22 protein-coding genes, 2 tRNA genes and 1 pseudogene are annotated in these 25,409 nt (G+C 43.7%); 7 read left to right on the top strand and 18 right to left on the bottom strand.

What is annotated here, in order from left to right; all coding sequences use genetic code 11:
- Nucleotides 1–56 precede the first annotated feature (56 nt).
- From EV146_RS21240 to EV146_RS21225, 4 genes are read right to left on the bottom strand one after another with little or no spacing between them, the layout of a single operon-like run.
- A complete protein-coding gene (locus tag EV146_RS21240; RefSeq protein WP_373566090.1) occupies nucleotides 57–1,499 on the bottom strand; it encodes an FAD-linked oxidase C-terminal domain-containing protein in 1,443 nt (480 codons plus the stop codon).
- Between the two features lie 15 nt (nucleotides 1,500–1,514).
- Nucleotides 1,515–2,870 (bottom strand): (Fe-S)-binding protein, encoded by a 1,356-nt coding sequence (locus tag EV146_RS21235; RefSeq protein WP_132010517.1) that lies wholly within the window; start codon nucleotides 2,868–2,870, stop codon nucleotides 1,515–1,517.
- A gap of 2 nt (nucleotides 2,871–2,872) precedes the next feature.
- Entirely contained in the window at nucleotides 2,873–4,192 is a 1,320-nt protein-coding gene (locus EV146_RS21230; protein ID WP_181215957.1) for an FAD-binding oxidoreductase, read from the bottom strand.
- A gap of 26 nt (nucleotides 4,193–4,218) precedes the next feature.
- Nucleotides 4,219–4,923 carry a FadR/GntR family transcriptional regulator gene (locus EV146_RS21225; RefSeq protein WP_132010515.1) on the bottom strand — a complete coding sequence of 235 codons (705 nt, stop codon included), beginning with the start codon at nucleotides 4,921–4,923 and terminating at the stop codon, nucleotides 4,219–4,221.
- 216 nt (nucleotides 4,924–5,139) lie between these two features.
- Between EV146_RS21225 and EV146_RS21220 the strand changes: the two genes are divergently transcribed.
- A complete protein-coding gene (locus EV146_RS21220; RefSeq protein WP_199232701.1) occupies nucleotides 5,140–5,352 on the top strand; it encodes a hypothetical protein in 213 nt (70 codons plus the stop codon).
- Between the two features lie 92 nt (nucleotides 5,353–5,444).
- Here EV146_RS21220 and EV146_RS21215 read toward each other — a convergent pair whose 3' ends face one another.
- Nucleotides 5,445–6,044: a cell wall hydrolase gene (locus tag EV146_RS21215; protein WP_132010511.1), complete on the bottom strand. Its 600-nt coding sequence runs from the start codon at nucleotides 6,042–6,044 to the stop codon at nucleotides 5,445–5,447.
- A 331-nt stretch (nucleotides 6,045–6,375) separates the two neighbouring features.
- Between EV146_RS21215 and EV146_RS21210 the strand changes: the two genes are divergently transcribed.
- The 3 genes from EV146_RS21210 (at nucleotide 6,376) to katA (ending at nucleotide 8,931) form a co-directional block, all read left to right on the top strand.
- A tRNA-Gly gene (locus tag EV146_RS21210) sits at nucleotides 6,376–6,449 on the top strand.
- A 4-nt stretch (nucleotides 6,450–6,453) separates the two neighbouring features.
- Nucleotides 6,454–6,541, top strand: a tRNA-Ser gene (locus tag EV146_RS21205).
- A 941-nt stretch (nucleotides 6,542–7,482) separates the two neighbouring features.
- On the top strand, nucleotides 7,483–8,931 hold the full coding sequence (gene katA, locus EV146_RS21200; protein WP_132010509.1) for a catalase KatA: 1,449 nt from the start codon (nucleotides 7,483–7,485) through the stop codon (nucleotides 8,929–8,931).
- Between the two features lie 102 nt (nucleotides 8,932–9,033).
- Here the strand turns inward: katA and EV146_RS21195 are convergent, their stop codons facing one another.
- The 4 genes from EV146_RS21195 to ltaS all read right to left on the bottom strand — a co-directional run bounded on the left by EV146_RS21195 (nucleotide 9,034) and on the right by ltaS (nucleotide 13,866).
- Entirely contained in the window at nucleotides 9,034–9,792 is a 759-nt protein-coding gene (locus EV146_RS21195) for an iron ABC transporter ATP-binding protein (RefSeq protein WP_121611245.1), read from the bottom strand.
- Nucleotides 9,786–10,736 (bottom strand): iron chelate uptake ABC transporter family permease subunit, encoded by a 951-nt coding sequence (locus tag EV146_RS21190; protein WP_132010507.1) that lies wholly within the window; start codon nucleotides 10,734–10,736, stop codon nucleotides 9,786–9,788. Before EV146_RS21190 ends, EV146_RS21195 begins: the two co-directional genes overlap by 7 nt.
- A complete protein-coding gene (locus EV146_RS21185; RefSeq protein ID WP_132010505.1) occupies nucleotides 10,729–11,679 on the bottom strand; it encodes an ABC transporter permease in 951 nt (316 codons plus the stop codon). Before EV146_RS21185 ends, EV146_RS21190 begins: the two co-directional genes overlap by 8 nt.
- 237 nt (nucleotides 11,680–11,916) lie before the next feature.
- The gene (gene ltaS / locus EV146_RS21180; protein WP_132010503.1) at nucleotides 11,917–13,866 is read right to left on the bottom strand and encodes a lipoteichoic acid synthase; all 1,950 of its coding nucleotides are present in this window, start codon (nucleotides 13,864–13,866) and stop codon (nucleotides 11,917–11,919) included.
- A gap of 286 nt (nucleotides 13,867–14,152) precedes the next feature.
- On the opposite strand from ltaS, the gene EV146_RS21175 reads away from it, so the two are divergent.
- Nucleotides 14,153–14,371, top strand: a complete 219-nt coding sequence (locus EV146_RS21175) for a methionine aminopeptidase (RefSeq protein ID WP_241994000.1) — start codon at nucleotides 14,153–14,155, stop codon at nucleotides 14,369–14,371.
- A 700-nt stretch (nucleotides 14,372–15,071) separates the two neighbouring features.
- Here EV146_RS21175 and EV146_RS21170 read toward each other — a convergent pair.
- From EV146_RS21170 to EV146_RS21150, 5 genes and pseudogenes are all read right to left on the bottom strand, one after another.
- Nucleotides 15,072–16,544: a glycoside hydrolase family 1 protein gene (locus tag EV146_RS21170; RefSeq protein WP_219916440.1), complete on the bottom strand. Its 1,473-nt coding sequence runs from the start codon at nucleotides 16,542–16,544 to the stop codon at nucleotides 15,072–15,074.
- An 88-nt stretch (nucleotides 16,545–16,632) separates the two neighbouring features.
- Nucleotides 16,633–17,963: pseudogene (locus tag EV146_RS21165) on the bottom strand (6-phospho-beta-glucosidase).
- A complete protein-coding gene (locus tag EV146_RS21160) occupies nucleotides 17,960–18,289 on the bottom strand; it encodes a PTS lactose/cellobiose transporter subunit IIA (RefSeq protein WP_132010491.1) in 330 nt (109 codons plus the stop codon). The pseudogene EV146_RS21165 and the gene EV146_RS21160 overlap by 4 nt, the downstream one beginning before the upstream one ends.
- Before the next feature lie 66 nt (nucleotides 18,290–18,355).
- Nucleotides 18,356–19,687: a PTS cellobiose transporter subunit IIC gene (celB, locus tag EV146_RS21155; protein WP_132010489.1), complete on the bottom strand. Its 1,332-nt coding sequence runs from the start codon at nucleotides 19,685–19,687 to the stop codon at nucleotides 18,356–18,358.
- 15 nt (nucleotides 19,688–19,702) lie between these two features.
- Complete coding sequence (locus EV146_RS21150) at nucleotides 19,703–20,011, bottom strand: PTS sugar transporter subunit IIB (protein WP_132010487.1); 309 nt, start codon at nucleotides 20,009–20,011, stop codon at nucleotides 19,703–19,705.
- Between the two features lie 273 nt (nucleotides 20,012–20,284).
- On the opposite strand from EV146_RS21150, the gene EV146_RS21145 reads away from it, so the two are divergent.
- Nucleotides 20,285–21,334 carry a lactonase family protein gene (locus tag EV146_RS21145; protein WP_132010485.1) on the top strand — a complete coding sequence of 350 codons (1,050 nt, stop codon included), beginning with the start codon at nucleotides 20,285–20,287 and terminating at the stop codon, nucleotides 21,332–21,334.
- 81 nt (nucleotides 21,335–21,415) lie between these two features.
- Here EV146_RS21145 and EV146_RS21140 read toward each other — a convergent pair whose 3' ends face one another.
- From EV146_RS21140 to EV146_RS27210, 3 genes are all read right to left on the bottom strand, one after another.
- Nucleotides 21,416–21,727: a PTS sugar transporter subunit IIB gene (locus tag EV146_RS21140; protein ID WP_132010483.1), complete on the bottom strand. Its 312-nt coding sequence runs from the start codon at nucleotides 21,725–21,727 to the stop codon at nucleotides 21,416–21,418.
- A gap of 17 nt (nucleotides 21,728–21,744) precedes the next feature.
- The gene (locus EV146_RS21135; RefSeq protein ID WP_132010481.1) at nucleotides 21,745–23,685 is read right to left on the bottom strand and encodes a BglG family transcription antiterminator; all 1,941 of its coding nucleotides are present in this window, start codon (nucleotides 23,683–23,685) and stop codon (nucleotides 21,745–21,747) included.
- A gap of 114 nt (nucleotides 23,686–23,799) precedes the next feature.
- Entirely contained in the window at nucleotides 23,800–24,114 is a 315-nt protein-coding gene (locus tag EV146_RS27210) for a hypothetical protein (RefSeq protein ID WP_121611234.1), read from the bottom strand.
- A 121-nt stretch (nucleotides 24,115–24,235) separates the two neighbouring features.
- On the opposite strand from EV146_RS27210, the gene EV146_RS21130 reads away from it, so the two are divergent.
- Complete coding sequence (locus EV146_RS21130; RefSeq protein ID WP_132010479.1) at nucleotides 24,236–24,589, top strand: YuzC family spore coat inner layer protein; 354 nt, start codon at nucleotides 24,236–24,238, stop codon at nucleotides 24,587–24,589.
- A 160-nt stretch (nucleotides 24,590–24,749) separates the two neighbouring features.
- Here the strand turns inward: EV146_RS21130 and EV146_RS21125 are convergent, their stop codons facing one another.
- Nucleotides 24,750–25,409: a PspA/IM30 family protein gene (locus EV146_RS21125; RefSeq protein WP_132010477.1), complete on the bottom strand. Its 660-nt coding sequence runs from the start codon at nucleotides 25,407–25,409 to the stop codon at nucleotides 24,750–24,752.

Here is a 25,409-nt window from a genome sequence, read left to right as displayed (position 1 = left end):
GACATGATATCATAGAAATGTAAGTGCCTCCAATTTGTTTTCACAATATTATTTATTCAGGAAGACGCCGCGGCTTTTATTTCTTTTTTGACCTCGGCACAACGGCCAGGAGCAGGAAACAGCTTGCCGGCATTCAACAGATTCTTTGGATTAAACACTTCCCTGATATCCGTTTGCGCTTTTATTTCCTCATCACTGAACACAAAACGCATTTCTTCCTTTTTTTCAATCCCGACACCATGCTCACCAGTAATCGTACCACCAACATCTGCACAGACCTTCAGACAGGCGCTCCCTGCCTCAAGCGCTTTTTGAGTTTCTCCAGGCTTTCTGGCGTCAAACAGCACCAGGGGATGAAGGTTCCCATCACCCGCATGAAAGATATTTGCAATCCTTAAACCCGACTCATTGCTAATCTGGTTAATTCTGCTCAACACTTCAGGAAGCTTGCTCCGGGGAATGACGCCGTCCTGAACGAGGTAATCCGGGGAAATGGCACCCATTGCCCCAAAGCCTGTTTTCCTGTTGGCCCACCAGCGCCCGCGTTCCGCTTCGTCCCGTGCAACCTTCACCTCTTTGACATTCCTGTTCCTGCACACATCGAGTATTTGGCGGATTTGCTCATCTATGCCTGCTGAAATTCCGTCCACTTCAATCAGCAGGACAGCTTCTATGTCTTTTGGATGTCCAACTGGGTATGCAGCTGCTTCCACTCCTTCGATGGCCACCTTATCCATCATTTCAAGAGCGGCAGGAACAATCCCTGCAGAAACAATATCGGATACCGCCTGGCTTCCGTCAGAAACATGATTAAAATAAGCAAGCACAGTTTGTTTAGCTTCCGGATTTTTTAATATACGGACGGTTATTTTGGTAACAATACCAAGAGTTCCTTCGGATCCAGTGATCAATCCCAGCAAATCATAACCCGGTTCATCCGGAATCCCATTTTTTCCGATTTCAATAACCTCTCCATTCGGCATGACCACCTCAAGCCCTAAAATATGGTTCGTAGTAACCCCGTATTTCAGACAGTGAGCACCTCCGGCATTTTCAGCGACATTTCCGCCGATGGTACAGCAATACTGGCTTGAAGGATCCGGAGCATAATAATAACCTCTGTCCGAAATCGAGTTTGTCAGTTTAAGATTTACAAATCCAGGCTCCACTACAGCTCTTCTATTTTCCAGGTCGACACTCAAAAGCCGCTTCATTCTGACCATGGAAATAATCACTTCTTCATTTAACGGAATAGCTCCGCCGCTTAGGCCTGTACCTGCTCCACGGGCAAGGAACGGCAAATTGTGTTCGTGGCAATATCTTACGACTTCTGAAACTTCAATAGTATTTTTAGGAAATACAACTGCTTTTGGCAATGCTTTATGAATCGTAAAACCATCACAGTCATAAGCGAGCAGATCTTCTTTTCGATAAAGGATGGAAGAGCTGCCGCCAACGATCCTTGCCAGCTGATTGATATGCCTGTCACTGGATTTCACCTTTTTAAATGCCACCTAAACCCGCTCCTTCCCATCTTCTTTTTGATAGGCCCAGTCAAGCAGTTGAACGGTATGGACGATTTTTTGGTTCCGGCCGTATTTTTGGACACCCATTGCCATTTGCAGCATGCATCCCGGGTTTCCCATCGAGATCATTTCTACATCCCCGGGAACATTTTGCATTTTGCTTTCAAGTACGGCATCGGCCATTTCAGGATTCGTAATATTATAGATTCCTGCACTTCCACAGCAACGGTCGGAATTTGGCATATGGACCATCTCCACACCCGGTATGTCCTGGAGAATATCACGAGGTTCCTGGCGCACGTTCTGGCCATGTGCAAGATGACAGGCATCGTGGTATGTAATGCGGGTCTTTATTTCCCCTTTAGGCTTTTCATAGCCAGTCTCATGCAAGTACTTTGAAATATCCTCAACCTTTTTCGAAAACTCCACCGCTTTATCATGCATTTCCGGTTCTTCCCGGAATAGCTCGGAATACTCCTTCAGCATGCAGCCGCAGCCTGCAGCATTTACAATGACTTTATCAGCATCCCTGAAGGCCTCGATGTTTTGCTTGGCAAGCATCCTTCCTGTTTCCCGGTCTCCGGCATGCACATGAAGGGCTCCGCAGCAGGTCTGATTTTGTGGAATGATGACGTCATTCCCATTCCTCCTCAGTACATTAATGGTAGCCTCATTAATATCGCTGAACATTACGTCCATTACACAGCCTGTCAGGAGTGCCACTTCAGCTTTGGACTTGCCTTTTGCTTTGAGGACCTGTTCATTTTTATATTTTTTGCGGACAGGCTCTTGAACTTCGGGCATGACCGCCTCCATTTGAACCAGGTGGTCAGGCATGATTTTAATCAGTCCCGTTTGCCGAACAGCCTTTTGCATACCGCTTTTTTGATAAAACTTCAATAGGCTGCCTGCAGCATTCAGCCGGTTTGGATGGGGAAAGATCCCCTTTAGGACAAACTTGCTCACCGCTCCCTGCCAGCCCTTCAACGGCATCGCCTGGCGAATTTGACCCCTGGCTTCTTCAATAAGTCCTCCTACATCGACATTGGCAGGGCAGGCAGTGGTACAGGCCCGGCAATCAAGGCAGGCAAAGACAGGGTCTGAAAAGAATTCATTAACTTCCAGTTTTCCTTCGGCAACCGATTTGATCAGGTGGACACGTCCTCTTGGGGAATGCTGTTCCTGTCCGGTTTGTTCATAAGTCGGGCATGACTCAAGACACATGCCGCAATGGACGCAGTCTGCCCATTTATTTTCATCGGGATGATCGCGCCATAAATAATTGCTTAACCCTTTTTCCGAACAGGCAGGATCTTGTTTTAAATCCAATTCATTTATTCCCACTCCTATATCCCTCCCACAAATCGATTAGGGTTCAAGATCTTATTTGGGTCTATCTTCTTTTTAATCCCTTCCAGCAGGAAGAAGTAGGAGGGCTTTTCACCCCAGACGTCGATTTCCCCCTGAAGATCATGAGGGAGCTGCTTAACTGTTGCATAGCCGCCCAGCTTCAAGGCAAAATCCCTCAGATAGCTGATGCTTTTGCTGATATCTTCACTTGCTCCGCGGAGGACTACCTGGCACACTCCGGTCCCCATTCCTCCATGGGCCTCCGCAATGACGGAGTTTGCTTCAGTAATCAGCTGACATTCTTTTGCAACCTCTATGACATTAAGGTTTACAACTCCAATTTTAAGAGCGGCTGCCGCCAGGGAGGATGTACCTAACGGAGGTTCCACCACTGGTGTCCCCATCGGTGCGATGCTGTATACTTTCTTCCAAAAAAGCTGTGCTTCCTTGTTTTTTTGAATGGTTAGCCGGCTATTTTCGGGTTTATTCCTTTTTACGAATTCTTCCTGGTAGGCCACTGAACTTTCCACGTCCTCGAAAGAGATGGCCAATGTATAGGAATCCGCCCCAGTCAGTTTTTGGGAAAGAGCGGGATTCAGCAGCTCCAGGGCGGCAGGCTCCATCATTGAATCCAAAAGCTGACACACAAATGAACGTAAATCACCCAGCCTTTCCCTGGGGAAGGATAGCAGGACAAGGCTTTCGGCTTTTGGCAAAGGCCGCAGTTTCAATGTTATTTCAGATATGACCCCAAGTGTCCCCATTGATCCAATAAACAATTTGTTCATATCATATCCAGCCACGTTCTTAACAACCTTGCCGCCTGAACGGATGACCCGGCCATCCGGGTAAACTGTACGCAATCCAATCACAGCGTCCCTTGCTGTTCCAAACCCAAGCCGTTTTGGACCGCTATCATTGGCCGCAACCACTCCGCCAACACTTGCAAATTCCGGCCAGGACGGATCAAGCGCGACCTTTTGATTATAGCCTGCAAGATAGTCCTGCAATTCCTGATACCTGGTACCTGCTTTTACTGTAACGGTCATGTCACCAGGAATATGTTCGACAATTCCTGTATATTTGGCCAGAGAAAGCTTGATATCCGCCTTTTCTTCTCCAGCCTTTAACCGTTTTGTGCCTCCGCCTGAAATTGACACCGTTTTCATTTTTTCGTTGCAGTATTTTAGGATGCTTGCTATATCCTCCTCTGTTTTTGGGAAAATGGCGACTGTTCCTTCCAGGGAAGAATCCTCCCTGATTTCTACCTCTGGCATTACTGCCTGCAGTTCTGCAAAACCTTCCAAGGTCAACAAACCAAACACCACCTGCTTTCTGAAATTCAGTTATTTAACTGTGAATTTTCCAAGATGTTGTTTTGTAAAAGCTCTTCTACCATTGTTAAATGTTCTATCATCGCCTGGCCTGCCAATTTTGGGTCCCTTGCTTTAATTGCCTCAAGAATACAATGGTGCTGGGAACTGATTGTATGGATCATTTCCCTGTCTTCTTCGATTTGCTTATGAAACTCAATCAGCACTTTTTTCATTGCAGAAGAAATAAATTCAACCATTTGAATCAGAATTTCATTCCCTGAAGCTTTTGCAATGGTCATATGAAAACTATAGTCAGAGCCCCACCCCCTGGTGGTTTCCTTCGCAAGTATTTCCTCCATCTCAACAATCATGGCATCCGTGCAATTGAGAGACGCCATTTCTGCCATCCCGGTTTCCAGCATTTTCCTCACCTGGAACAACTCTTTAATATCCTTTGAACTTGGCAGCATCACTTGGCTCTTAAATAAACTCGCAGAATCAAAGCCACAGATATAAGTCCCCTCACCCTGTTTGACAGTCACAGTACCTTTTCCCTTGAGTGTCGTGATTGCATCCCTGACAGCCGACCGTCCAACCCCGAACATGTCACACAGTTCCCTGACAGAGGGAAGCTTTTCGCCAATACTGAATGCACCCGATTCAATCATTGATTCAATTTGCTCTACAACAGAATCCGAGACTTTTTTGGTTGTTATTCTTTCCACCTTCACAGTTGGTTCGCCCCCCCTTTCAGATATCACATATCTGACAAGTCGTTTCTTTACCCCTATTAAAGCATCTGCATGGATAAATTTCAATAAATATTTGGAATTTATAAAAAAATCTAAATTTATTACTCATCTTTAAATCTACAGTTAACTAGTGAGAGGAAGATCTCCCGGGACGGACGGCTTTTTACGACCTTGTCCCCCAAGAAAATCAGTGAAATGGAATTTTTGCTAGAGGAAGTAGGTTGCTTGAAATTCGAACAGCTGAAAGAAAATGCTATGTTCCTTACCCAGCCTGATTTATCCACGATATTGATTAGGTTTTTTGGTTTAGGAGGAAGGCGGAAGTGGCTCGGCAATGGCCTGTTTTCAGTGTCAGCTCTTTTCTTGACTGAATGCATCCTGAAACACCTCGGACTGGGTTCGGATTAACACGATCCCTCGTGCGGGCTTGAGGAGGATAAATTCATGTCTTATCAAAGAAAAAAAGAAACCAACCCATGCATTGGGCTGATTCCTTTCAATTATTTTGCAAAACGGTGGTTTCCAATTGTGACATTAACCTGACGTGAAAAGATCCAGTCACTTTTGGCTGTTCTTGGGTTATAGAAAAACAGGGAGCCGTTCCCCTGACCCTCATATGCCAAAGCTTCATTTACAGCTCTTTTTGATTCTGCATCAGCAGAGTTATTAATTTCACCATTTTGGACAGGTGTAAACGCATAATGGCCATTTGCAATCTCGTAGACTACGCCTTTTACAGTATCAGGGAAGTCCTCGCTGGCTACCCTGTTTAAAATCACAGTTGCAACCGCTACCTTGCCGGCATACGGTTCTCCTTTAGCCTCAGCATGAACAAGGCGTGCCATTAAGTCCTTCTCCGCTGCAGAGTAAACGGAATTTGGAATGGTCAGCTGTTGTCCCGGATAGATTAAATTGGACGTGCCGTTATTTTCTTTTTTAAGAGCATTCACCCTTACGCCAAACTTAGAAGCAATCTTCCAATACGTATCTCCCGATTTTACCTGATAGCTTCCAGCCGCCTCGGCTGTTGGCAGTAATGCCGATAAGGATAAAGATGTAATCAATGTTATGGCTAGACCCATTTTCTTTAGTGTTTTCATTATCGTACCTCCTAGTAGTCTTGCTTTCCCTACTACTAGACTATCAGTTGTAACATAGTGATTCATTGGCCAAAAAATGGCATCATATACTAGAATAAGAGATCCATTGGCCTGCCTGGCCTCCTCGTAAACATGGGAAAGTCACCCAGTTTTTAGCAGCTTCCATTTCAAGGACCCTCTAGCACTAACTGGATGTTTCATTACAGATTGTTACCTCCCTGTAATACTTTTGATCCTCCTCCCGCAGGGAATTTTCCCCTTTTTTTAAAATAATTTTCACTTAATGAACACCGTTATTTATGGTATATTAGACTTACAGATCAAACAGAGTGCGGGTGTAGTTTAATGGTAGAATTCCAGCTTCCCAAGCTGCCGGCGGGGGTTCGATTCCCCTCACCCGCTCCAGTATGGAGATGTACCCAAGTGGTTCAAGGGGGCGCACTCGAAATGCGCTAGGACGGGTGACCGTTGCGTGAGTTCGAATCTCATCATCTCCTTAATAAAAGGGAGTCCCAATTGTATGGGGCTCCCTTTTATTTGCCTTTATGATGCTTTGCACGGTAATAAAGAATCTTACACTTAGATGGACAAAATCCTCGGTTATTTTCTGCAGAAGTGAACTAGAATCCATCTGCATTCAAAAGCTTCGTTAAACTTTGCTGCACTGCCTTATGATTTGTTGATCCTTGACGAAGGCTGGCAGGGCATTTCTACATTACCCTATGTTTAATTTCTCCATCATGGCGGCACGTTGGAGCCTTCTACTTTCCCTTTGGCTTCGATTCTTCTACGTGGCGGTAACGTAGAACCTTTATACGTTACCTTACGACTCACTTCTCCTTCACAGCGAGCACTTACACCCCTTCTACTTTTCCTTTGGCTTCGTTTCTCCTCGACCGCGGGTACGTATAACCTATCTACAATACCTTACGATTCACTTCTCCTTCACAGCGGGCACGCAGGACCCATCTACTTTCCTTTGGCTCCGTTTTGGGCATATTCAACCCATCTACCTCATCCTAAATTCCTTTCCACGGCAGAGGCTCTTGCCTTTAAACAAATATTTTCATTATGCCGCTATAGCCATTCTCAATTAAGAGTCGTGTTTTTTCGATTAATTTTGACATGGGTATTTTTCCCTCTATCTCTGTGATCCAAATGGAAAGATTATAAATATATATATGAAATAGCTTGCTACCCCTTATAAAATGCTAAAAAACGCCGTTCTTAACACTATTCTAACAATATAAATATCCTATATACATTGCACCTATATTCTTCTTTTCTATATTTTTTCTCGATTAATAGAATTAGAATCTTGACGTATATCAAAAACTTATATTATAGTAATTATAAATTAAGATTTATTTTCAAATTAAATCTTTAAGAAGATATTCACTATTCAAACAATAAAAATGTAATTAAGGGAGGACATAACATGAGCAAGAAGCTTACGACTAGCTGGGGAGCCCCAGTAGGAGACAACCAAAACTCAATGACCGCCGGATCTCGCGGCCCAACTTTAATCCAGGACGTCCATTTGCTTGAAAAATTGGCGCACTTCAATCGTGAGCGTGTTCCTGAACGTGTCGTTCACGCTAAGGGTGCAGGAGCACACGGCTACTTCGAAGTAACTAATGACGTTTCCAAATATACAAAGGCTGACTTTCTATCAGAAGTTGGAAAGCGGACCCCTATGTTCATCCGTTTTTCAACGGTTGCTGGCGAGCTTGGGTCTGCTGATACTGTTCGGGACCCACGCGGTTTTGCAGTGAAATTCTATACTGAAGAGGGGAACTATGACTTAGTCGGGAACAACACACCAGTATTCTTTATCCGTGATGCCATCAAGTTCCCAGACTTCATTCATACTCAAAAAAGACATCCTCAGACCCATTTGAAAAACCCAAATGCTGTCTGGGACTTCTGGTCCTTGTCCCCTGAATCATTGCATCAGGTAACCATCTTGATGTCTGACCGCGGGATCCCTGCAACGCTGCGCCATATGCATGGTTTTGGAAGCCACACCTTTAAATGGGTCAACAAGGAAGGCGAAGCAGTTTGGGTAAAATACCACTTCAAAACTGAACAGGGGATCAAGAATCTCGCTCCAGATGTTGCGGCCAAGATTGCAGGGGAAAACCCTGATTACCATACGGAAGACCTTTTCAACGCAATTGAAAAGGGAGATTTCCCTGCATGGAAACTTTATGTTCAAATCATGCCACTCGAAGATGCGGATACATACCGCTGGGATCCGTTCGATGTAACAAAAGTGTGGTCACAGAAGGATTATCCTTTGATTGAAGTAGGCCGTATGGTTCTGAACAAAAACCCTGAGAACTATTTTGCAGAAGTTGAACAAGTTACCTTGTCTCCAGGCAATTTTGTGCCGGGAATTGAAGCTTCACCGGATAAAATGCTCCAGGGACGCCTGTTTGCCTACTCTGATGCACATCGTTACCGCGTTGGTGCCAACCATAACGCCCTGCCAATCAACCGTCCTAGGGCAGAAGTAAACAATAATCAGCGCGATGGATTTATGCGCCCTGACAACAATGGAGGAAGCGGAGTGTATTATGAGCCAAACAGCTTTGGCGGCGCTAAAGAATCTCCAGAGGATCGTACAACTGCTTTCCCTGTTTCTGGTGTTGCAAGCAGTGTCGGCTATGACCATGATGACAATTATACACAGGCAGGAGATTTATACCGCCTGATGAGTGAAGAGGAGAAATCCCGCCTGGTTGCCAATGTCGTAGCTGCGATGAAGCCTGTTGAGAGCGACGAAATCAAGCTTCGCCAGATTGGCCACTTCCTCAAGGCCGACCAGGATTATGGCACACGTGTTGCCGAAGGACTAGGATTGCCCGTTCCCGTACAGGCATAAAACAAAAAAGCAGGGGCCCTCGCAGGCTTCTGCTTTCTTTGTTTTTGCTATTAAACGCACGCATAAAAAAACGTCCGCAATATTGCGGACGTTTCTCCTTTATTATGAATAAAAAACACAAATCTTTTCTCTATTGATTTCTTCAATTTTGAAATCCATCTCATAAACCTCATTCAGTACAGAAGGTGTAATAATTTCATCCGTCGTTCCCTCTTTTATCACTCTTCCATCCTTCAATGCCACAATATAATCGGAATAGCAGGATGCAAAGTTGATATCGTGGATGACAATAATCACTGTCTTACCCAGTTCATCGGCAAGTTTCCTTAAAACCTTCATAATTTGTACGGAATGCTTCATATCAAGATTGTTTAACGGCTCATCGAGGAGGACATATTCTGTATCCTGTGCAATGACCATCGCGATGTATGCTCTCTGCCTTTGTCCGCCGCTTAGCTGATCAAGGAACTTGTCTTGAATTTCTTCCAGCTCCATATATCGAATCGCTTCATTGATGAATTTCCGGTCTTCTTTTGTCAATCTCCCTTGTGAATATGGAAATCTGCCGAAGGAAACGAGTTCTTTAACGGTAAGTCTAATATTAATATGGTTGGACTGTTTTAGAATGGATATTTTTTTGGCTAAATCGTTGTTTTTGCAGCGAGTAAGGTCCATGCCGTCAATATAAATTTCTCCGGCATCCTTCGCTATCAGACGGCTGATCATCGACAGCAGCGTACTTTTACCTGCCCCGTTCGGCCCGATAAAAGAGGTAATTTTCCCTTTTGCAATTTTCACAGAGACTTCACTAATAACATTCTTGTTGCCATAGCCTTTAGAAACGTTTTTAACATCTACCATGATTTACTCTCCTTTAACAGCAGATAAATAAAGTATACTCCGCCAATGAAATTAATGATGACACTTAATGTTGTCGAAAAAGTAAACACCCTTTCAACAATCAGCTGTCCGCCTACCAAAGCAATGATTGAGATAAACACAGAACCTATAATCAAATATTTATGCTGATACGTATTAAAGAGCTGATGCGCAACATTGGCGACCAACAATCCTAAAAACGTGATCGGGCCAACCAGCGCCGTTGATATGGAAACCAGAATTGCAATGATAATCAGCAGCCTCTTTACTACATAATCATAATCAACTCCCAGATTCACTGCCTGATCTTTCCCCAATGAGAGAACATCGAGATATTTAATGAATCTTAAAGAATATACGGCTACAATTACAACCAATACTGTTGCAATCAGTAAGAGGTCTGTTTTAACGTTGTTGAAGCTTGCAAACATCCTGTCCTGAACGATTAAAAACTCGTTGGGGTCAATCAATACCTGCATGAATTCTGTAATGCTCCCAAAGAAGGTTCCAAAGATAATCCCGACAAGCAGAAGGAAGTAAATATTCTGTCCCTCTCCCTTAAAGAGCAGCTTGTATAGCAAACTAGCAAAGAGTACCATGAATCCGATTGAAATAACGAAGTTAATATTTTCATTTGTAACAGCCATATTCATCGAACCAAAAACAAAAATGAGAAAGGTCTGAATCAGCAAGTATAAGGAATCGAGACCGATAATACTCGGGGTTAAGATTCGATTATTTGTTATGGTTTGAAAGATCATTGTGGAAAAAGCAATTACTCCACCTGTAAGGACGATTGCGTACACTTTTTCCAGCCTTCTCGGCAAAGCGTAGTCCCAATTTCTCCCCAAATCTATAAATATAAATGCAAGGGCAAAGGCAAGTGATGCCACTGCCAAAAGAATAAGCTTTGTTTTATTACTCATATGCCTTTCTCCTCATGATCAAGTAAAGAAAAATCCCGCTTCCAATTACCCCGACAGTCAGACCGATTGGGATCTCATATGGATAGATCACAATTCTGCCTAAAATGTCACAGGCCAGGACAAAGACGGCCCCAAGCAGCGCTGTATGAGAAAGGCTTTTCTGTAAATGATCTCCCCTGTACATTGTAACAATATTTGGCACAATCAGGCCAAGGAATGGAATCATTCCAACGGTTAAAACCACGACAGTTGTGATTAATGCGACAATGGTCAAACCAATATTTACTATCTGTTTGTGGTTTAAACCCAGGTTAACCGCAAACTCTTCTCCCATTCCAGCAATGGTGAATTTATTGGCATATAGATAAGCAATAAGAACCAGCGGGATACTTATGTACAGGAGTTCATAGCGCCCCTGAATCATCATTGAGAAATTTCCCTGCAACCAGGAGGACATATTTTGAATCAGATCATTTTTGTAGGCAAAAAACGTTGTGATTGAGCCAACTATATTACCAAACATCATTCCGACGAGAGGAATAAAAATCGCATCCTTAAATTTCACCTTGTCCAGCAGTTTCATAAAAATGAAGGTACCCAACAGGGCAAAGACGAATGCCACAAGCATCTTCACAATCGGCCCGGCTGTCGAGAAAAGCATTAGGGAAACCAGGATCCCAAATCTTGCTGAATCCATTGTACCAGCTGTTGTAGGCGATACAAATTTATTCCTTGTCAGCTGCTGCATGATTAAGCCGCAGATACTCATGCTGACCCCTGCCAGTATAATGGAGACCAGCCGAGGGAATCTGCTGACCAACAGGATATGAGCCTGTTCTTCAGATAAATTAAACAAATCTAGTGGGGAGATATTCTGGACCCCGATAAATAATGAAGTTATGGATAAAACAATGAAGCTTATTACCAAGTATATGAGTTTCATAACAGATTCCTTAGCTTTCTATGAATTCCTGGTGCGCCCTGAGCAATATTCAAACTATCAGGCAATCGCGTCTCAAGGTCCTTTTTAATTGCCTCTATATAAATGATAATGATTTTCAATGTCATATGTCAATGACAATTTTATGACAGTGTAAAACTTTTTTATAATTTAGCCAAAAGCACACAATATATAGACAAAAAAAAACTGCCTGGGATTCCCAGGCAGTTTCTTTTTGTTTTATTCCTTCAGAGCAGGTTCTTCATAATTATAGTTATAATTTGAACGGTCAACTGGTGTAAAGTTTTCTGGTGTGTAGAAACGCAGAAGGTCACCATTTACAACTTTATCAGAAAGGTCCAGCTGCTGATTGACAATCTTGCGCAGATGATCAAACTCTTCCGTTTCCTCCAACAGTTCTCCTGTCTTTGGATCAAAGTATTTTTCATCGATTGATACAACTTCAGGACTTACAAAGTCGCCGTTGCGGAAGGCTACAAGCTCACGATGCTCTTTAGATAGCAAATCAGTCCCCAGCTGCACGAACTGGTCAGACTCAATTCCAAGAAGGTGAAGCAGTGTTGGCAGCAAATCGATTTGTCCGCCATATTGGTGGTTCACTCCGCCTTCCAGTCCAGGAGCATGGATGAAAAGTGGCACTTCCTGAAGCTCTGCACTTACCAGTGGAGTCACTTCTTTCCCCAGTACCTTTTCCATTGCCTTGTTATGATTTTGGGAAATTCCATAATGGTCACCGTACATGACAATAATGGAATTTTCATATAGACCGGACGCTTTCAGGTCAGCAAAGAACTGACGCAAGGCTTCATCTGAATAACGGGCTGTCTGAAAGTAAGTGTCAACCGACTTGTCACCCGTAGTATGAGGAGCAATGGTGGCTTCCTCCTCATCAATCGGGAATGGATAATGATTGGTCAGCATGATGAATTTAGAATAAAACGGCTGTGGCAATGACTGTAATAACGGAATGGATTCCTTAAAGAAAGGCTTATCCTTCAATCCATAATTCGATACATTTTCAGGACTCATATCGTAGTAGCTTGAGTCAAAAAATTTGTTAAAGCCAAATGATTTATAAATCTCGTCACGATTCCAGAACGATTTGGTGTTCCCATGGAAAACTGCAGATGTATAGCCATTTTGGCCGAGAATAGCCGGGGCTGCCTGATAGGTATTCAACCCTTTTGTCGAGAAGGCTGAGCCCTGTGGAAGGCCAAACAAAGAGTTCTCCAGCATAAATTCAGCATCCGCTGTTTTACCCTGGGCCGTCTGGTGATAAAAATTATCAAAATAAAGAGTGTTTGAATCCCGTGTCAAGGAATTAAGGAATGGAGTAACTTCTTCTCCGTTCAGCTTATAATCAATCAAGAAATTCTGCATGGATTCCAGGTGCAGATAAATCACATTTTTACCTTTTGCAGCACCGAAATAATCAGGGTTTGGCTCGGCAAACTGTGACTGCGTGTAGTTAACCACTTCCGTCACATCATTGCTGTCTGCCATAACACGCTGTGCAGAAGCCTTTGTGCTCTGGATGGCGTCATAGATTGTATAGTTGTACATGCCCAGATACTTAACAATATAATTTCTGTCAAATGTCCTCTTTAACAGCTGAGGGCGGTCTGCTTCTGCCATCCCCAGGTTGGCACTGAAAATAGCAAGCGCAGTAAGCATGACTGCAGCAATTTTCCTGCGGCTGATCTTCGATGTATCAACCGGAATAAAGTTGAACCGTTTTGAGACAAGAACAGCAAGCAGTATAAAATCAACAAAAAAGAGAATATCATATGGCTTGAGCAGGGACAGGACACTGCCGCTTACATCCCCGAAATTCTGTGTCTGAGTTAAAGTCGGAAGTGTAATGAAATCGTTAAAGAAACGGTAGTACAAAACATTCGCATATAATATGAAACTTAGGACAAAATAAATAGCCAGGAGTGAAGAATACTTCTTCTTCCCTTTTCTAAACATGGCAAGTCCCATGAAAAGTATGGCTGAAGCCAGGGGATTTAAAAACAAAAGAAAAGACTGTATGGAATTTTCAACACCCAGCTTGAATTGTGTTAGTTGGACAGCGTAGGTTTTTAACCAAAGTAGGAGAACCGCTAAAAAGAAAAAGCCCATATATTTGTCTATATTTAGTTTCCCCAATTTAATGAAGCTTTTCATTTTTTCACCCGCTTTTTAATTTGGATTTAGTTTTTGTATCCTGGGTCAGCGCAGAGCAATTTATGAATATGATTTACTTGCTACAAATTAATAATATACTCTTCTTTTCTTAAATTGTAAAGGGGAAAAGGGAGGGTGCCTTTTAGCCTTGTCCACTTACTTCTATATATATACAGTCTTTCAGCCTTTATTAACACTTAAGAATAATCCATATCTATTTTGGCCTGTTTACTTAGAACATAGTACAGAAGCTCTACATATCCTAAAAATAATAGGAAGAAACGAGGTGAACACAGTGGGGATTTTAGATGCTTACAATGAATGGAAAAACTCCAGATATCAACGCCATCTTTCTGACATGAAAGAACAGGATAAATGTCCCGATTGTTTTGGTAGAGGCTATTATATCTATCCGGCGAACGAATTCGTGTATAATGTCAATCCGCATGATTGCCCTGGATGCAACGGCACTGGGACATATACTGAATGGGAGAGCCTGAAGTAAGACCTCTTCCCTCCAGGACAAAACAGTTGGACTGGCTTTCTATTCCCATGGAAAACAGCTTCCTAAACCGGAAGCTGCTGAATTTTTTTAAAAGGTACACGGGAGGTGATAGTCCAAGTCATGTACAGCACGACGTTATCTGGCAAAGAACAGTCTGTTAGGTCAGACTAGATCTAGGTATAAAGCAATTTTTTATCGAGCAGTCCTGCGTCGACCAATCCGTAGAAGATTCCATTTTCATCGACACCCTTCGTCACACGAATCTTGCAGCCTGCTTATATTCGCCCTCAGCATGCCCCATGGCGCAGCTATTTCTTTACAAAAGTCAGCATTTAAATTCATTAAATGTGATCTCCAAAAGGCCTTTCATTAATAATGATGATTTTCCACCTTTCCCCTCACTATTTTATGATTCTCATGCACATGAGTGCCATTTAATGTATAACCTCCGGACTTATATCAGCTTTAATGGCCAATATGTTGTCCATAACGGCAAAGTGGTTTATAAGAATCATTTCGGAGGCCTTATCGGAATAGCTGGCTGATTATGCCATTTCAAAACTGCATGTCGAGCAGTATCCCGTCAATATCAAAAATAACTTATCTTGATTCAATGCTCTTCCCTCCTTGCGCAGCTATTCACATATTATCTTAAAATGAAGGCAGATTCACTTTATGAGCGAATCTGCCTTCATGAAACTTATTTCAAATTCCCGCCATTTGTATCTATTACTTCCTTATACCAGTGATAGCTTTTCTTTTTAATTCTTCTTAAGTCTTTTCCCCCTTCTTCATCCTGGTTTACATAGACAAACCCATAGCGTTTTTGGAAGCCGTTAAGCCAGCTTAATAGATCGGTAAAGGACCATACACAATAACCGATCATTTCGACACCATCAGTAATTGCTTCCTGCACGGCGACCAGATGTGTACGGATATAGTCGATTCGATAATCATCATTTACTGTATTATTTTCTTCGAGTGTATCGTATTCCCCAAGTCCATTTTCACTGATTAAAATCGGCAGCCTGTACCGGCTTGTAATTCGTCGGAGCCCGATTCGCAAGCCCGTCGGATCAATTTCCCAGTCCCAGTTTGTTGCTTCAAGATTTGGGTTTTTGACGGTCTTGAACACCCCGGGGATCCCAGTGTCCTCTGAAGAACCTTTTTTGCCGGAAGTATTGAATTGGCCCTCGGAAACGCCATCCAGAGGATTTTTCTCATAAGTTGTCGTCCTGTAATAATTAACTCCCATAAAGTCAGGCTTGCCTTGTCGCAGCAGCTCGAAATCTCCATCTTCCATGTGAGGGGCGAGCCCTTTTTCTTCAAGGTATTTCCAGGCCGCTTCCGGGTACTTTCCCCAGGCATAAATATCCATCCACCAATGGCTGTTTAACTCCTCGGCATTTTCAGCTGCCAGTATATCTTCGGGCTTTGCCGTAGCTGCATAAGCTGGTGAATAAGCAAAGCTTGGCCCTATTTTCCCATGCGGCACGTATTTCCGAAACTCTTTAATGACGCTGGCATTGGCGAGGTTGGCATGATGGTTCACTTGATAAAAAAGCTTTTCATCTTTTACACCTGGCGGATGCAGAGCCATTTTATAACCAAGAGCCGTAAATATATTTTGTTCATTTAAGCTGACCCAGTATTTCACACGGTCACCATAACGCTTAAACAATTCCACTGCATAATTTGTAAAATCCCCAACTATTTGCCTTGATTCCCAGCCGCCATACAACTCTTGAAGAGCCTGCGGAAGGTCCCAATGATAAATCGTCAGGATGGGCTCAATGTTGTTTTTCACTAATTCATTAATGAGATTATCATAAAACTGCAGGCCTTTCTCGTTGATTTCCCCCTTGCCTTTCGGGAAAATCCGCGACCACGCAACGGAAAAACGATAGGTCTTCATCCCCATCTCGGCCATCAGCCGGACGTCTTCTTCATAACGGTGGTAATGATCTACGGCTACGTCACCTGTAGTGCCTTTAAATGTTTTCCCTGGAATCCGGACAAACTCGTCCCAGTTTGATGGTCCTTTTCCATCAACATTCCATGCTCCCTCGACCTGATACGCTGCGGAAGCTGCTCCCCACAAGAAATTATCCGGAAATGGTTTCAGTTCTTTATATAACACCTTGATCACTCCCTGCCATTCGATTGTTAACATGATGATGGTTCTGGCAAATACATGCCAGAACCTCATAAAAGACTGCTAAAACTCCGCTTTAAAAAACTATTCCCCGGGGCTTATCTAGTTAAGCCTCTGCTTTTGTAAAGAATTGAGGCAGATACTCTTTATGAGCTTCAAGCATTTCATCGACAATCTGCTTCGCAATCTTATCTGACGCAACTAATGGATTGATGGTCAAAGCAAGGACAGCTTTATTGTAGTCTCCTGTTACCGCCGCTTCCGCCGCCACTCGTTCAAAAGATTTTATTTGCTGCACAAGGCCACGCACCTGGACTGGAAGGTCTCCCATGGCAATCGGCTTAGGACCGTCCTTTGTGATGACACAGCTGACTTCAACCGCAGATTCATGAGGAATACTCGCAATTGCGCCATTGTTCCTCGTATTGACTGGCTGAATATCACGTTTGTCATTGTAAATGGAATTGATCAGGCGTACGGCTGCGTCTGAATAATAGGCACCGCCGCGTTTTTCCAATTGCGGAGGCTTGATATCAAGATTCGGATCTTTGTAAAGTTTAAACAATTCCGTTTCCAGCCTTTGGACCACTTCCGCACGTGTGCCTTCGGTTTCTGCATTTTTAAGGTCTTTCTCGAGCATTTCCCTCGTTTTGTAATAATACATGTGGTAAGGGCAAGTCAAAGCATCCATCGCCCGAATGAATTCAGGCTCCCATCCTAGTCCCTGGATATTTTTGACGAAGCTGCTGTTGTTCGGATCTGTCAGCAGCGATATGACTTTATCTTTGACGCTTATACCATCAACATACACTTCGAGTCCATATACCATATGGTTGAGTCCAGCAAAGTCAATGCGGATGCGGGAATGGTCAACATCAAGCAGCTTTGCGACGCCCATTTCCATCCCGATTGGGACATTGCAAAGACCTACTACTTTATTAATATTGGAATAGCGCAGCACTGCCTCGGTCACCATGCCGGCTGGGTTTGTGAAGTTAATCAGCCATGCATCAGGGCAAAGTTCTTCCATATCGCGGCAAATGTCCAAAATGACCGGAATCGTGCGCAGACCCTTGAACAGCCCCCCCCCGGCCCATTGGTTTCCTGGCCCAGAACCCCATATTTCAATGGTATTCTTTCATCCTTTGCACGTGCATCAAGCAGGCCCACACGGAATTGAGTCGTTACAAAGTCCGCATTCTGAAGGGCTTCCCGCCTGTCCAGAGTTAAATGAACTTCGATTGGAAGACCAGCTTTTTCTATCATTCGCTTAGCGAGATTGCCAACGATTCCAAGCTTCTCCTTCCCTGCCTCAATATCTACCAGCCACAATTCACGTACTGGAAGTTCGTCATATCTTTTAATAAATCCTTCAACCAGTTCAGGGGTGTAGCTTGATCCTCCACCGATTGTTGCAATCTTTAATCCACGTTTCATAATCGCACTCCTCCCGATTGTTTTATTGTTTCGTAGAGATCGACAAACTCTGCTGCAATATCTTTCATGGTTATCGCATTCATCAGATGATCCTGAGCGTGGACCATCAATAATGAAATTTCCGTTTTTTCCCCGCGAATCTCGCTTTGAATTAAAGAAGTCTGGATATGGTGTGCTTCGTTTAGGGCATTTACTGCTTCCTGCAGTTTTTCCCTTGCACCTTCTATATCTCCTGTCTTCGCCGCGGCAATTGCTTCCATTGCTGAACTTTTACCATTTCCGCCGTGCAGTATGATTTGAAAGATTGTCTCCTCTAAGGTAGCCATTCGTTATCCTCCTAAAAGAGCAGCCCCACTCGAAATATGGGGCTGAACTGTTTTTATATCAAATGCTTAGCTTGCCTGCTGTTCGGTTGTACTGCCGTTTTCTTCACGGACCTTCATCTTGTCCCACATCTTGAAGAATGGCATATAGACAGCGAAAGCAATCGCAATGTTGACTGCCTGCATAACGGCGCCGGAAATTTTCCCTCCTGTTGCCAGGTATCCGCCAATGAGCGGAGGAGTCGTCCAAGGGATCGCAATGCCTGCCGGCTTGGCAACCAGGCCGGTGCTCATCGCAAAGTACGTCACGATGATCAGGACGATCGGTGTCAGGAAGAACGGGACAATCAGCAATGGGTTCATGACAATCGGAGTCCCAAAGATAATCGGTTCGTTGATCATGAAGGTTCCCGGACCTGCTGACAGCTTGCCCAGCTCCTTCATTTGCTTACTTCTTGCCCAGAACAGCATGAGGATCATCAGGCCAAATGTGGCACCGGTCCCGCCGATATTGACGAATACCTCAAAGAATTGGGAAGTGAAGATATTAGGCAGCTCTTCGCCGGCCTGGAAGGCAATACGGTTGGCATCTGTGTTGGACAGCCAGATCGGGCTCATGACTCCACCCACAATATTGGTCCCGTGAAGGCCTGCAGACCATAGAAGCATGATCAGCATGTAGGCAATGATCGATCCGATTAAACTTCCGCCAAGTACACTGAGCGGACCGCCCAGAAGAACGCCGATGACATTATGAATGCTTTCAAAGCTTGTATTTTCGAGAATCAGACGAACAAGCCATACAATGGTGATGACAAAGAAACCGGGAATAAGTGCTACGAATGATTTTGATACCGCAGGCGGAACGCTGTCCGGCATTTTAATGACGATGTTTTTCTTGACCACCCAGTTATAAACCTCCGTAGAGAACATCGCGATCACCATGGCAACGAACAGGCCTTTGCTTCCCATTAATGCTGTCGGGATGGCCCCGCCGACTGCAACTGCCTCTGCGGCCCCTTCAGGTGTGAACATGACCTGGAATGGAGTAGCCAATAAGAACGCACATAGAGAGATAGCTCCGGCTGTTAAAGCATCAAGATTGTATCTTTCAGCCAGCCTGTATGCGATCCCACAGGCTGCGATAAGCCCCATCATGTCAAAGGTGGCTCCGGTTGGATAAAGCAATTTCGCCAGCCACTGGTCCCCGAAAATGCCTGCCATGAAGTCCGCATAGCCCGGAATGGGGATAAACCCTAAAATGAGAAAGAATGACCCGATGATGATTAATGGCATTGTAAGTATGATACCGTCTTTTAAAGCACCCAGGTGCCGCTGCGCTGCCAGTTTAGCAGCGAACGGCATAAAGTGGTTTTCCAGGAAGCTTAAGAATTTATTCATGGGTCCTGCACTCCTTTATCCTTTAGTAATAAGAGCGAGAGCTGATTTCAGAACTTCTGGTCCGTTGCACATTCCGTAATGTACCGGGTTGATGGAATCAACCGGGATGTTCTTTTCTTCACCCAGCTTCTTCATTTGCGGAAGCAGGTAGCGAACCTGTGGCCCAAGCAAAAGGACGTCGGCCTGATCAATATGGTTTTTGACGGCATCTGCGCTTTCAGCCCAGATTTTGCACTCAATCCCCTGCTCCGAGGCTGCTTTTTCCATTTTGGTTACCAATAGGCTAGTAGACATTCCCGCTGCACAGCATAATAGAATATTCATTTTAGTTCCTCCTAAAGATTCATTTAGTTAATTTGGTAGTTTAGTATTTTTGTGAACCTCTTGTCGAGGTATGCCTTTATCATAACGGTAAAGCGCTTTCAACTACACCCAAGTTTTTTCCTTTGCTCAACGGAAAATATTAAGCGCTTTCATTTATCGGGAAGATACTAAAATTAAAAGGAGCCTGTTTTTGATCATCCGTAATATTTTGATTCAGTGGCTTCCCTGGTTTAATATAATATGGAGTCCATTTAGAAAAGGAGGAGAATTGGAATGAAAGAAGCGAAGCAATATCGTGGGTATATAGGCACTTATACAAAAGGGGACAGTGAAGGGATTTACTCTTTTATCCTTGATGCAGAGGAAGGCATTATTAAGAATGTAAGCGTCGCTGCCACACTGGACAATCCTACATATTTGACTGTCACTGACAGCAACAAACAGTTGTATGCAGTAGCCAAGGAAGGAGATGAGGGCGGAGTTGCCGCGTATTCCATCGGGGATAACGGTGAACTGAGCAAGTTAAACTCAACCGCAGAAGCGGGTTCGCCTCCATGCCATGTCAGTGTAAACACGGATTATGGGGTTCTCTCGGCCAACTACCACAAAGGAACAATTGATTTTTATGAATTGAATCCGGATGGATCCATCCAGCCTGCAGCTTCTATTGCCAAGCATGAAGGTTCCGGGCCGGATCCAAGGCAGGAAAAAGCGCATTCCCATTATGCAGGCTTTACTCCTGATGGCAAATATGTAGTGGCAGTGGAGCTTGGCATTGACCAGGTGATTACCTACAAATTACAGGGAAATCAATTAATTAAAGTGTCACAGCTGGATACCAGGCCTGGAAGCGGTCCAAGGCACCTGGCGTTCCATCCAAACAAGGAATATGCCTACGTTATGACAGAGTTCAGTTCAGAAGTCCTTGTGTTAAAATACAATCAGGAGGATGGAAGCTTTACCCAGCAGCAGGCGGCTTCGACACTCCCGGCAGAATTCACAGAAAACAATCAGGGAAGTGCGATCCATCTTTCTTCAGACGGGAAATTTGTCTATGCAGGAAATCGGGGGCATAACAGCATTGCAGTCTTCAGTGTCGATCCACAAACTTTTGAACTGACTTTTATTGAGCATGTTTCTACTGAAGGGGACTGGCCGCGTGACTTTATTCTGGATCCATCCGAAAAGTTCGTTGTAGCATCCAACCAAGAATCCAGCAATCTTGTCCTGTACTCCAGGGATTCGGAAACAGGCAAACTCACGCTTCTTCAATCCGATATTACAGTTCCAGATCCAGTTTGTGTTAAGTTTTTAAATTATTAAGCCGAAATCTATAGAACGGACATCAGGCATTCAGGTAAAAAAGGCTGCTGATAAGGGTCCTTCCTTTTCAGCAGCCTTTTCTTATGTCTGTTCTTCAATAAGGCTGAGGGCAAATTTCAGCACTTCTTTTCCATTACATGTACCATAATGGACCGTGTTGATTACCTCAACCGGCACCCCTTTCTTGCTCCCAAGCTGCCGGAGCTGCGGCAGCAGATACAGGACCTGAGGCCCCAGCAGCAAAACATCAGCTTTATCGATATGATGACTTACAGCTTCCCCGGGAACTGCCCAGATATTCATATCCAGCCCTTCGCTTGCAGCTGCTTGTTCCATTTTCCTTACAATTAAGCTCGTGGACATTCCGGCAGAACAGCACAATAGTATATTCATATACATCCCCCTGCAGCTCAAATCTTCTCTTTCAAAAAGATACTTCTAAATTCCAGGTAATCTGTACATTTTAACAGCCTGTGAACCTTGTCGACATCATCCACCACATTCCAAAGAAGATCATACAATTCCTTAAATTCTCCGGTACTGTCCTTTTCGACACTTAATAAACAAATAAACTGGACTCGTTTATCTCCCCACTTTACGGGCTTTTGAAGTGTACAGATAGCTAAAAATGTATAGTCGGTGACAGGGGCCATTGGGTGAGGAATGGCTACCAGGTTTCCAAAGGAAGTCGGAGACAAAGCCTCTCTCTCTTTCACCGAGTGAACGAATGACTCATTGACCAACTCCAATTCTTCCATCTTACCGACAAGGAACGTAATTACCTCTTCCTGGGTATCAAGGTTTTTCTGAAGAAAGACTAAATCTTCCCTTATAAAATCGGCCCTTTGGTCTTTCACTGCCCTAATGGCTTCCTCAATTTTCTTCAGGTCTTTTCCGCCAAGGAACGTATTTACTTTTACTACCGGGATTGGAAGGCTGTCCCTGATCGGGATCGTACTGATAATCAAATCGATGTTATGCAGCGGAGTTTCCCTCAGTTTATAATATTCACTGGTTCCTATGATATTGAGCTTCGAACCAAATTCTGACTGCAGCTTGTATGATAGCAGCCGGGCACTCCCCATCCCCGAGGCGCATACAATCAGGCAGTTTTTTGGTTGGTTGGCCATCTTCCTTCTTTCCATTGCAGCACCACTATGCAGGGCGATATAGCCTATTTCATGCTCATTGATCTCGATTTCCAACTCATCCTTTATGACTGTGCCGGCAATAACGCCGGCCTCAAATGCGATAGGATAGTTTTCTTTTATTTCGGCAAGCATCGGGTTCCTAAGGTTCATCTCGTATCTAAACCGGTTAATCGCTGGTTTTAAATGCAGACACAACGCCGTTATTAATTCCAGGTCTTGACTGATGCCAAGGCTCAGCTTTTTATCTACTAAATCAAGAATTTTGCGAGTAAGATCCTGCAGCTGAGGCTCAACAACATTCTCCGTACTCTCCTCTTCCAGACTCGGGCTGACTGTCATTCTTGTTCCCAATAAATGTATGGCAATATAGGCAATTTCCGAAACAGGAAAAACGACATCAAGTTTTGAAGCAATTTCTCCAATAATTGCGGCAGCTACTCTATACTCTTTTTGTTTTGTGACTTCATCCAGTTCCTTTTGGCTTAATGAGACATAATTTCCATTTTGGATGCGTTTATAGGCAATGGCAATATGAATGACTAAATTATTCAGTCCAACATCTGAAAGCACAATTCCTGCCGGATTGATTTGGGCCAGTATGATTTCTCTAATGTCCCCGAGTTCTGCCTCAGTCAGGATGGAGACACCAATATTGTTGATTGCAGGATGGGTACCGATCCTGTTAAAAACATATTCAGACATGCAGAATCGAAGGTTAAGCTCGTCCCCCTTTAATTTCTGGCCATAGTTCGGACGCTTATCCAACATGATCTTATACTTCTCAAGTATCTTCTTTACATCGCGCAAATCGTTCTGGATTGTTGATTTACTGACAAACATTTCATCTGCCAACTCGTCAATCTTTAGGTAGCCCTCCGCTAAAAGCAAGCGTTTAATCAGGAAATGAACTCTTTCTTCAGGCATGGTCGGAGCTGCCTGTTCACCTGGAACCGTTTCATCCAAATTTGCCTGCAAAAAACTTCTGAATTTGTTTTCATCGGTTACGACTAATTGGTAACCCGTCCCCCTGATGGATTTTAAAACACCGCCATTCGAGGCTAAAAGGGTTTCCAGCTCTTTAAATTCATTTCGGATCGTTCGCGAAGAAACTTGAATGAGATTGGCCAGATATTCACCTGTTACAAACGTCTTCGCTCTCATAAGCTCCCTTAATATCGCTGTCATACGTGCACTTAACATGGCCGCCCCCTAAAACATCATGAAAGTTCTCAACATCTTTTTAGCCGACCGAGTTTTAATCATAGTCTACGCCAAAGTTGTAAAAGTTTTATATCCATTTGGCACTTTGGTTTTTTAACGGCTGTATTGAAACTCTTTTTGGTAAAATCTCAAAATATACCGAAGCAAATCGTGCTGTCTTTGCTGAAAAAAAGAACAAAGCTGAATAGAAATATCAGCTGGATAAATCTGTTTGCTGCATTGATTGCAGATTTCCTTAGCCATGAACTCATGCTTGATGCTCATAGGGAAAGGTGATTTTGAATTTCCCGTCATAAGCACAAAATTCTGGCCACCCACTGAAAATTTAATTATATGTCCATCAAATGTATGGCTCTTATTGACTTTAACGTTCTGTATGTCCAAGCCATTGAATCTATTAGAAGTCATTCCATCCGCCCCTATCTGTATTCCACGACTCTACTCTAATAATAGAATACTTTTGACAAAACACCAATACACCGAAACATGAATAAACATAATTATTCAATCATAATAGGGAGGTTATGTCATGTTCCATGACCCATATTTTTATCCCAGCCCTCCTCTGTATTTAAATCGACGGCCTCAATTTCCTGTTGTTGATCCCACCACTTTTACTCACTCTGTTACAGCTTTTCAGAAAATCTCGACTGAAGCAGGCATTGTCCTAAAAAAGTTTGGCGAACCAGGCTTTGCCGTAAAGTTAATGTCAGCAGCACAGGCGGGGAATAAACAGGAGGTAGACCGTTTAATGAAATCGATAGGAGTCAGCACTCCTATCACCACAACATATACTCCCACCGGCATATTGCTGACCATTCACGGAAATGCACAGGGCGCCCAATGCTGTACACTGACAATGTTCCTTAAATGGGGTAGGTAAAAGGATCTCGTCCGCTTTGGACGAATCCTTTTCTGTTCCCAGGGGGACATGGGTAATAACAAGGAATTCAAATGGCTGCGACAACATAAAATGGCACTCTGGGCATAAAAAAAAACAGAAAAAGCTGCTAAAGGGGGAATTAACAGCTTATCCTGCTTATTTATACAGTCACTGACTTTCTTTCCTTCATCTTTGATAACTCTGCTTCCACTTGGTCATTCAAATGGACATGGTCGATAGAGTTGGACTTAACCAATCCATACTGGCTTGCCTCTGCTTTTGCTTCAAGTCTCAATGCCTGGTCTTCCGCCTTATTAAACCCTTGGACAGTAAACTCCGGATTGAAGGAAGCGGCCGCCTTGCCAATATCAGCTGTAGCCTTGGCGACATTCAGCCTAGAAATGAGGGCAAGCTTGCGGGTCTGCAGTTCTTCATACGCTGCCCTTAACTTATCAATCTGACCGCAAAGAAGATCTGTCTGGCTTTTAATCTGCTGGTATTGTTCCCTGCAGGCATTGAGCTTCGCTTCATTTACAAGCTTGTCCTCAAGGGCGAGCATCGCGATGTCATCGTTCTCTTTTTCAACAGCCAGTTCCGCCTGGCGGGAGCGCTTTTCGACCAGATTCCTGGTTTCATTGATGATTGACTGATATTTCTTCTCGATGTAAAGTTGATTCGCCAAAGCACCATGTGCCTTTCGAAGCTGCTGTTCCAGTTCCCTCATATGCTGTTTAAGCATGCTGACCGGGTCTTCAAGCCTGTCCAAAGCCTCATGGAAATCGGCTGTGGCAATGTCTCTGATTCTTTTAAAAATACTCAT

It is taken from the genome of Mesobacillus foraminis (assembly GCF_004340465.1).
Lineage (GTDB): Bacteria > Bacillota > Bacilli > Bacillales > Cytobacillaceae > Mesobacillus_B > Mesobacillus_B foraminis.
The sequence above is the reverse complement of the archived record's forward strand: the minus strand, read 5'-3'. Positions and strand labels throughout refer to the sequence as shown.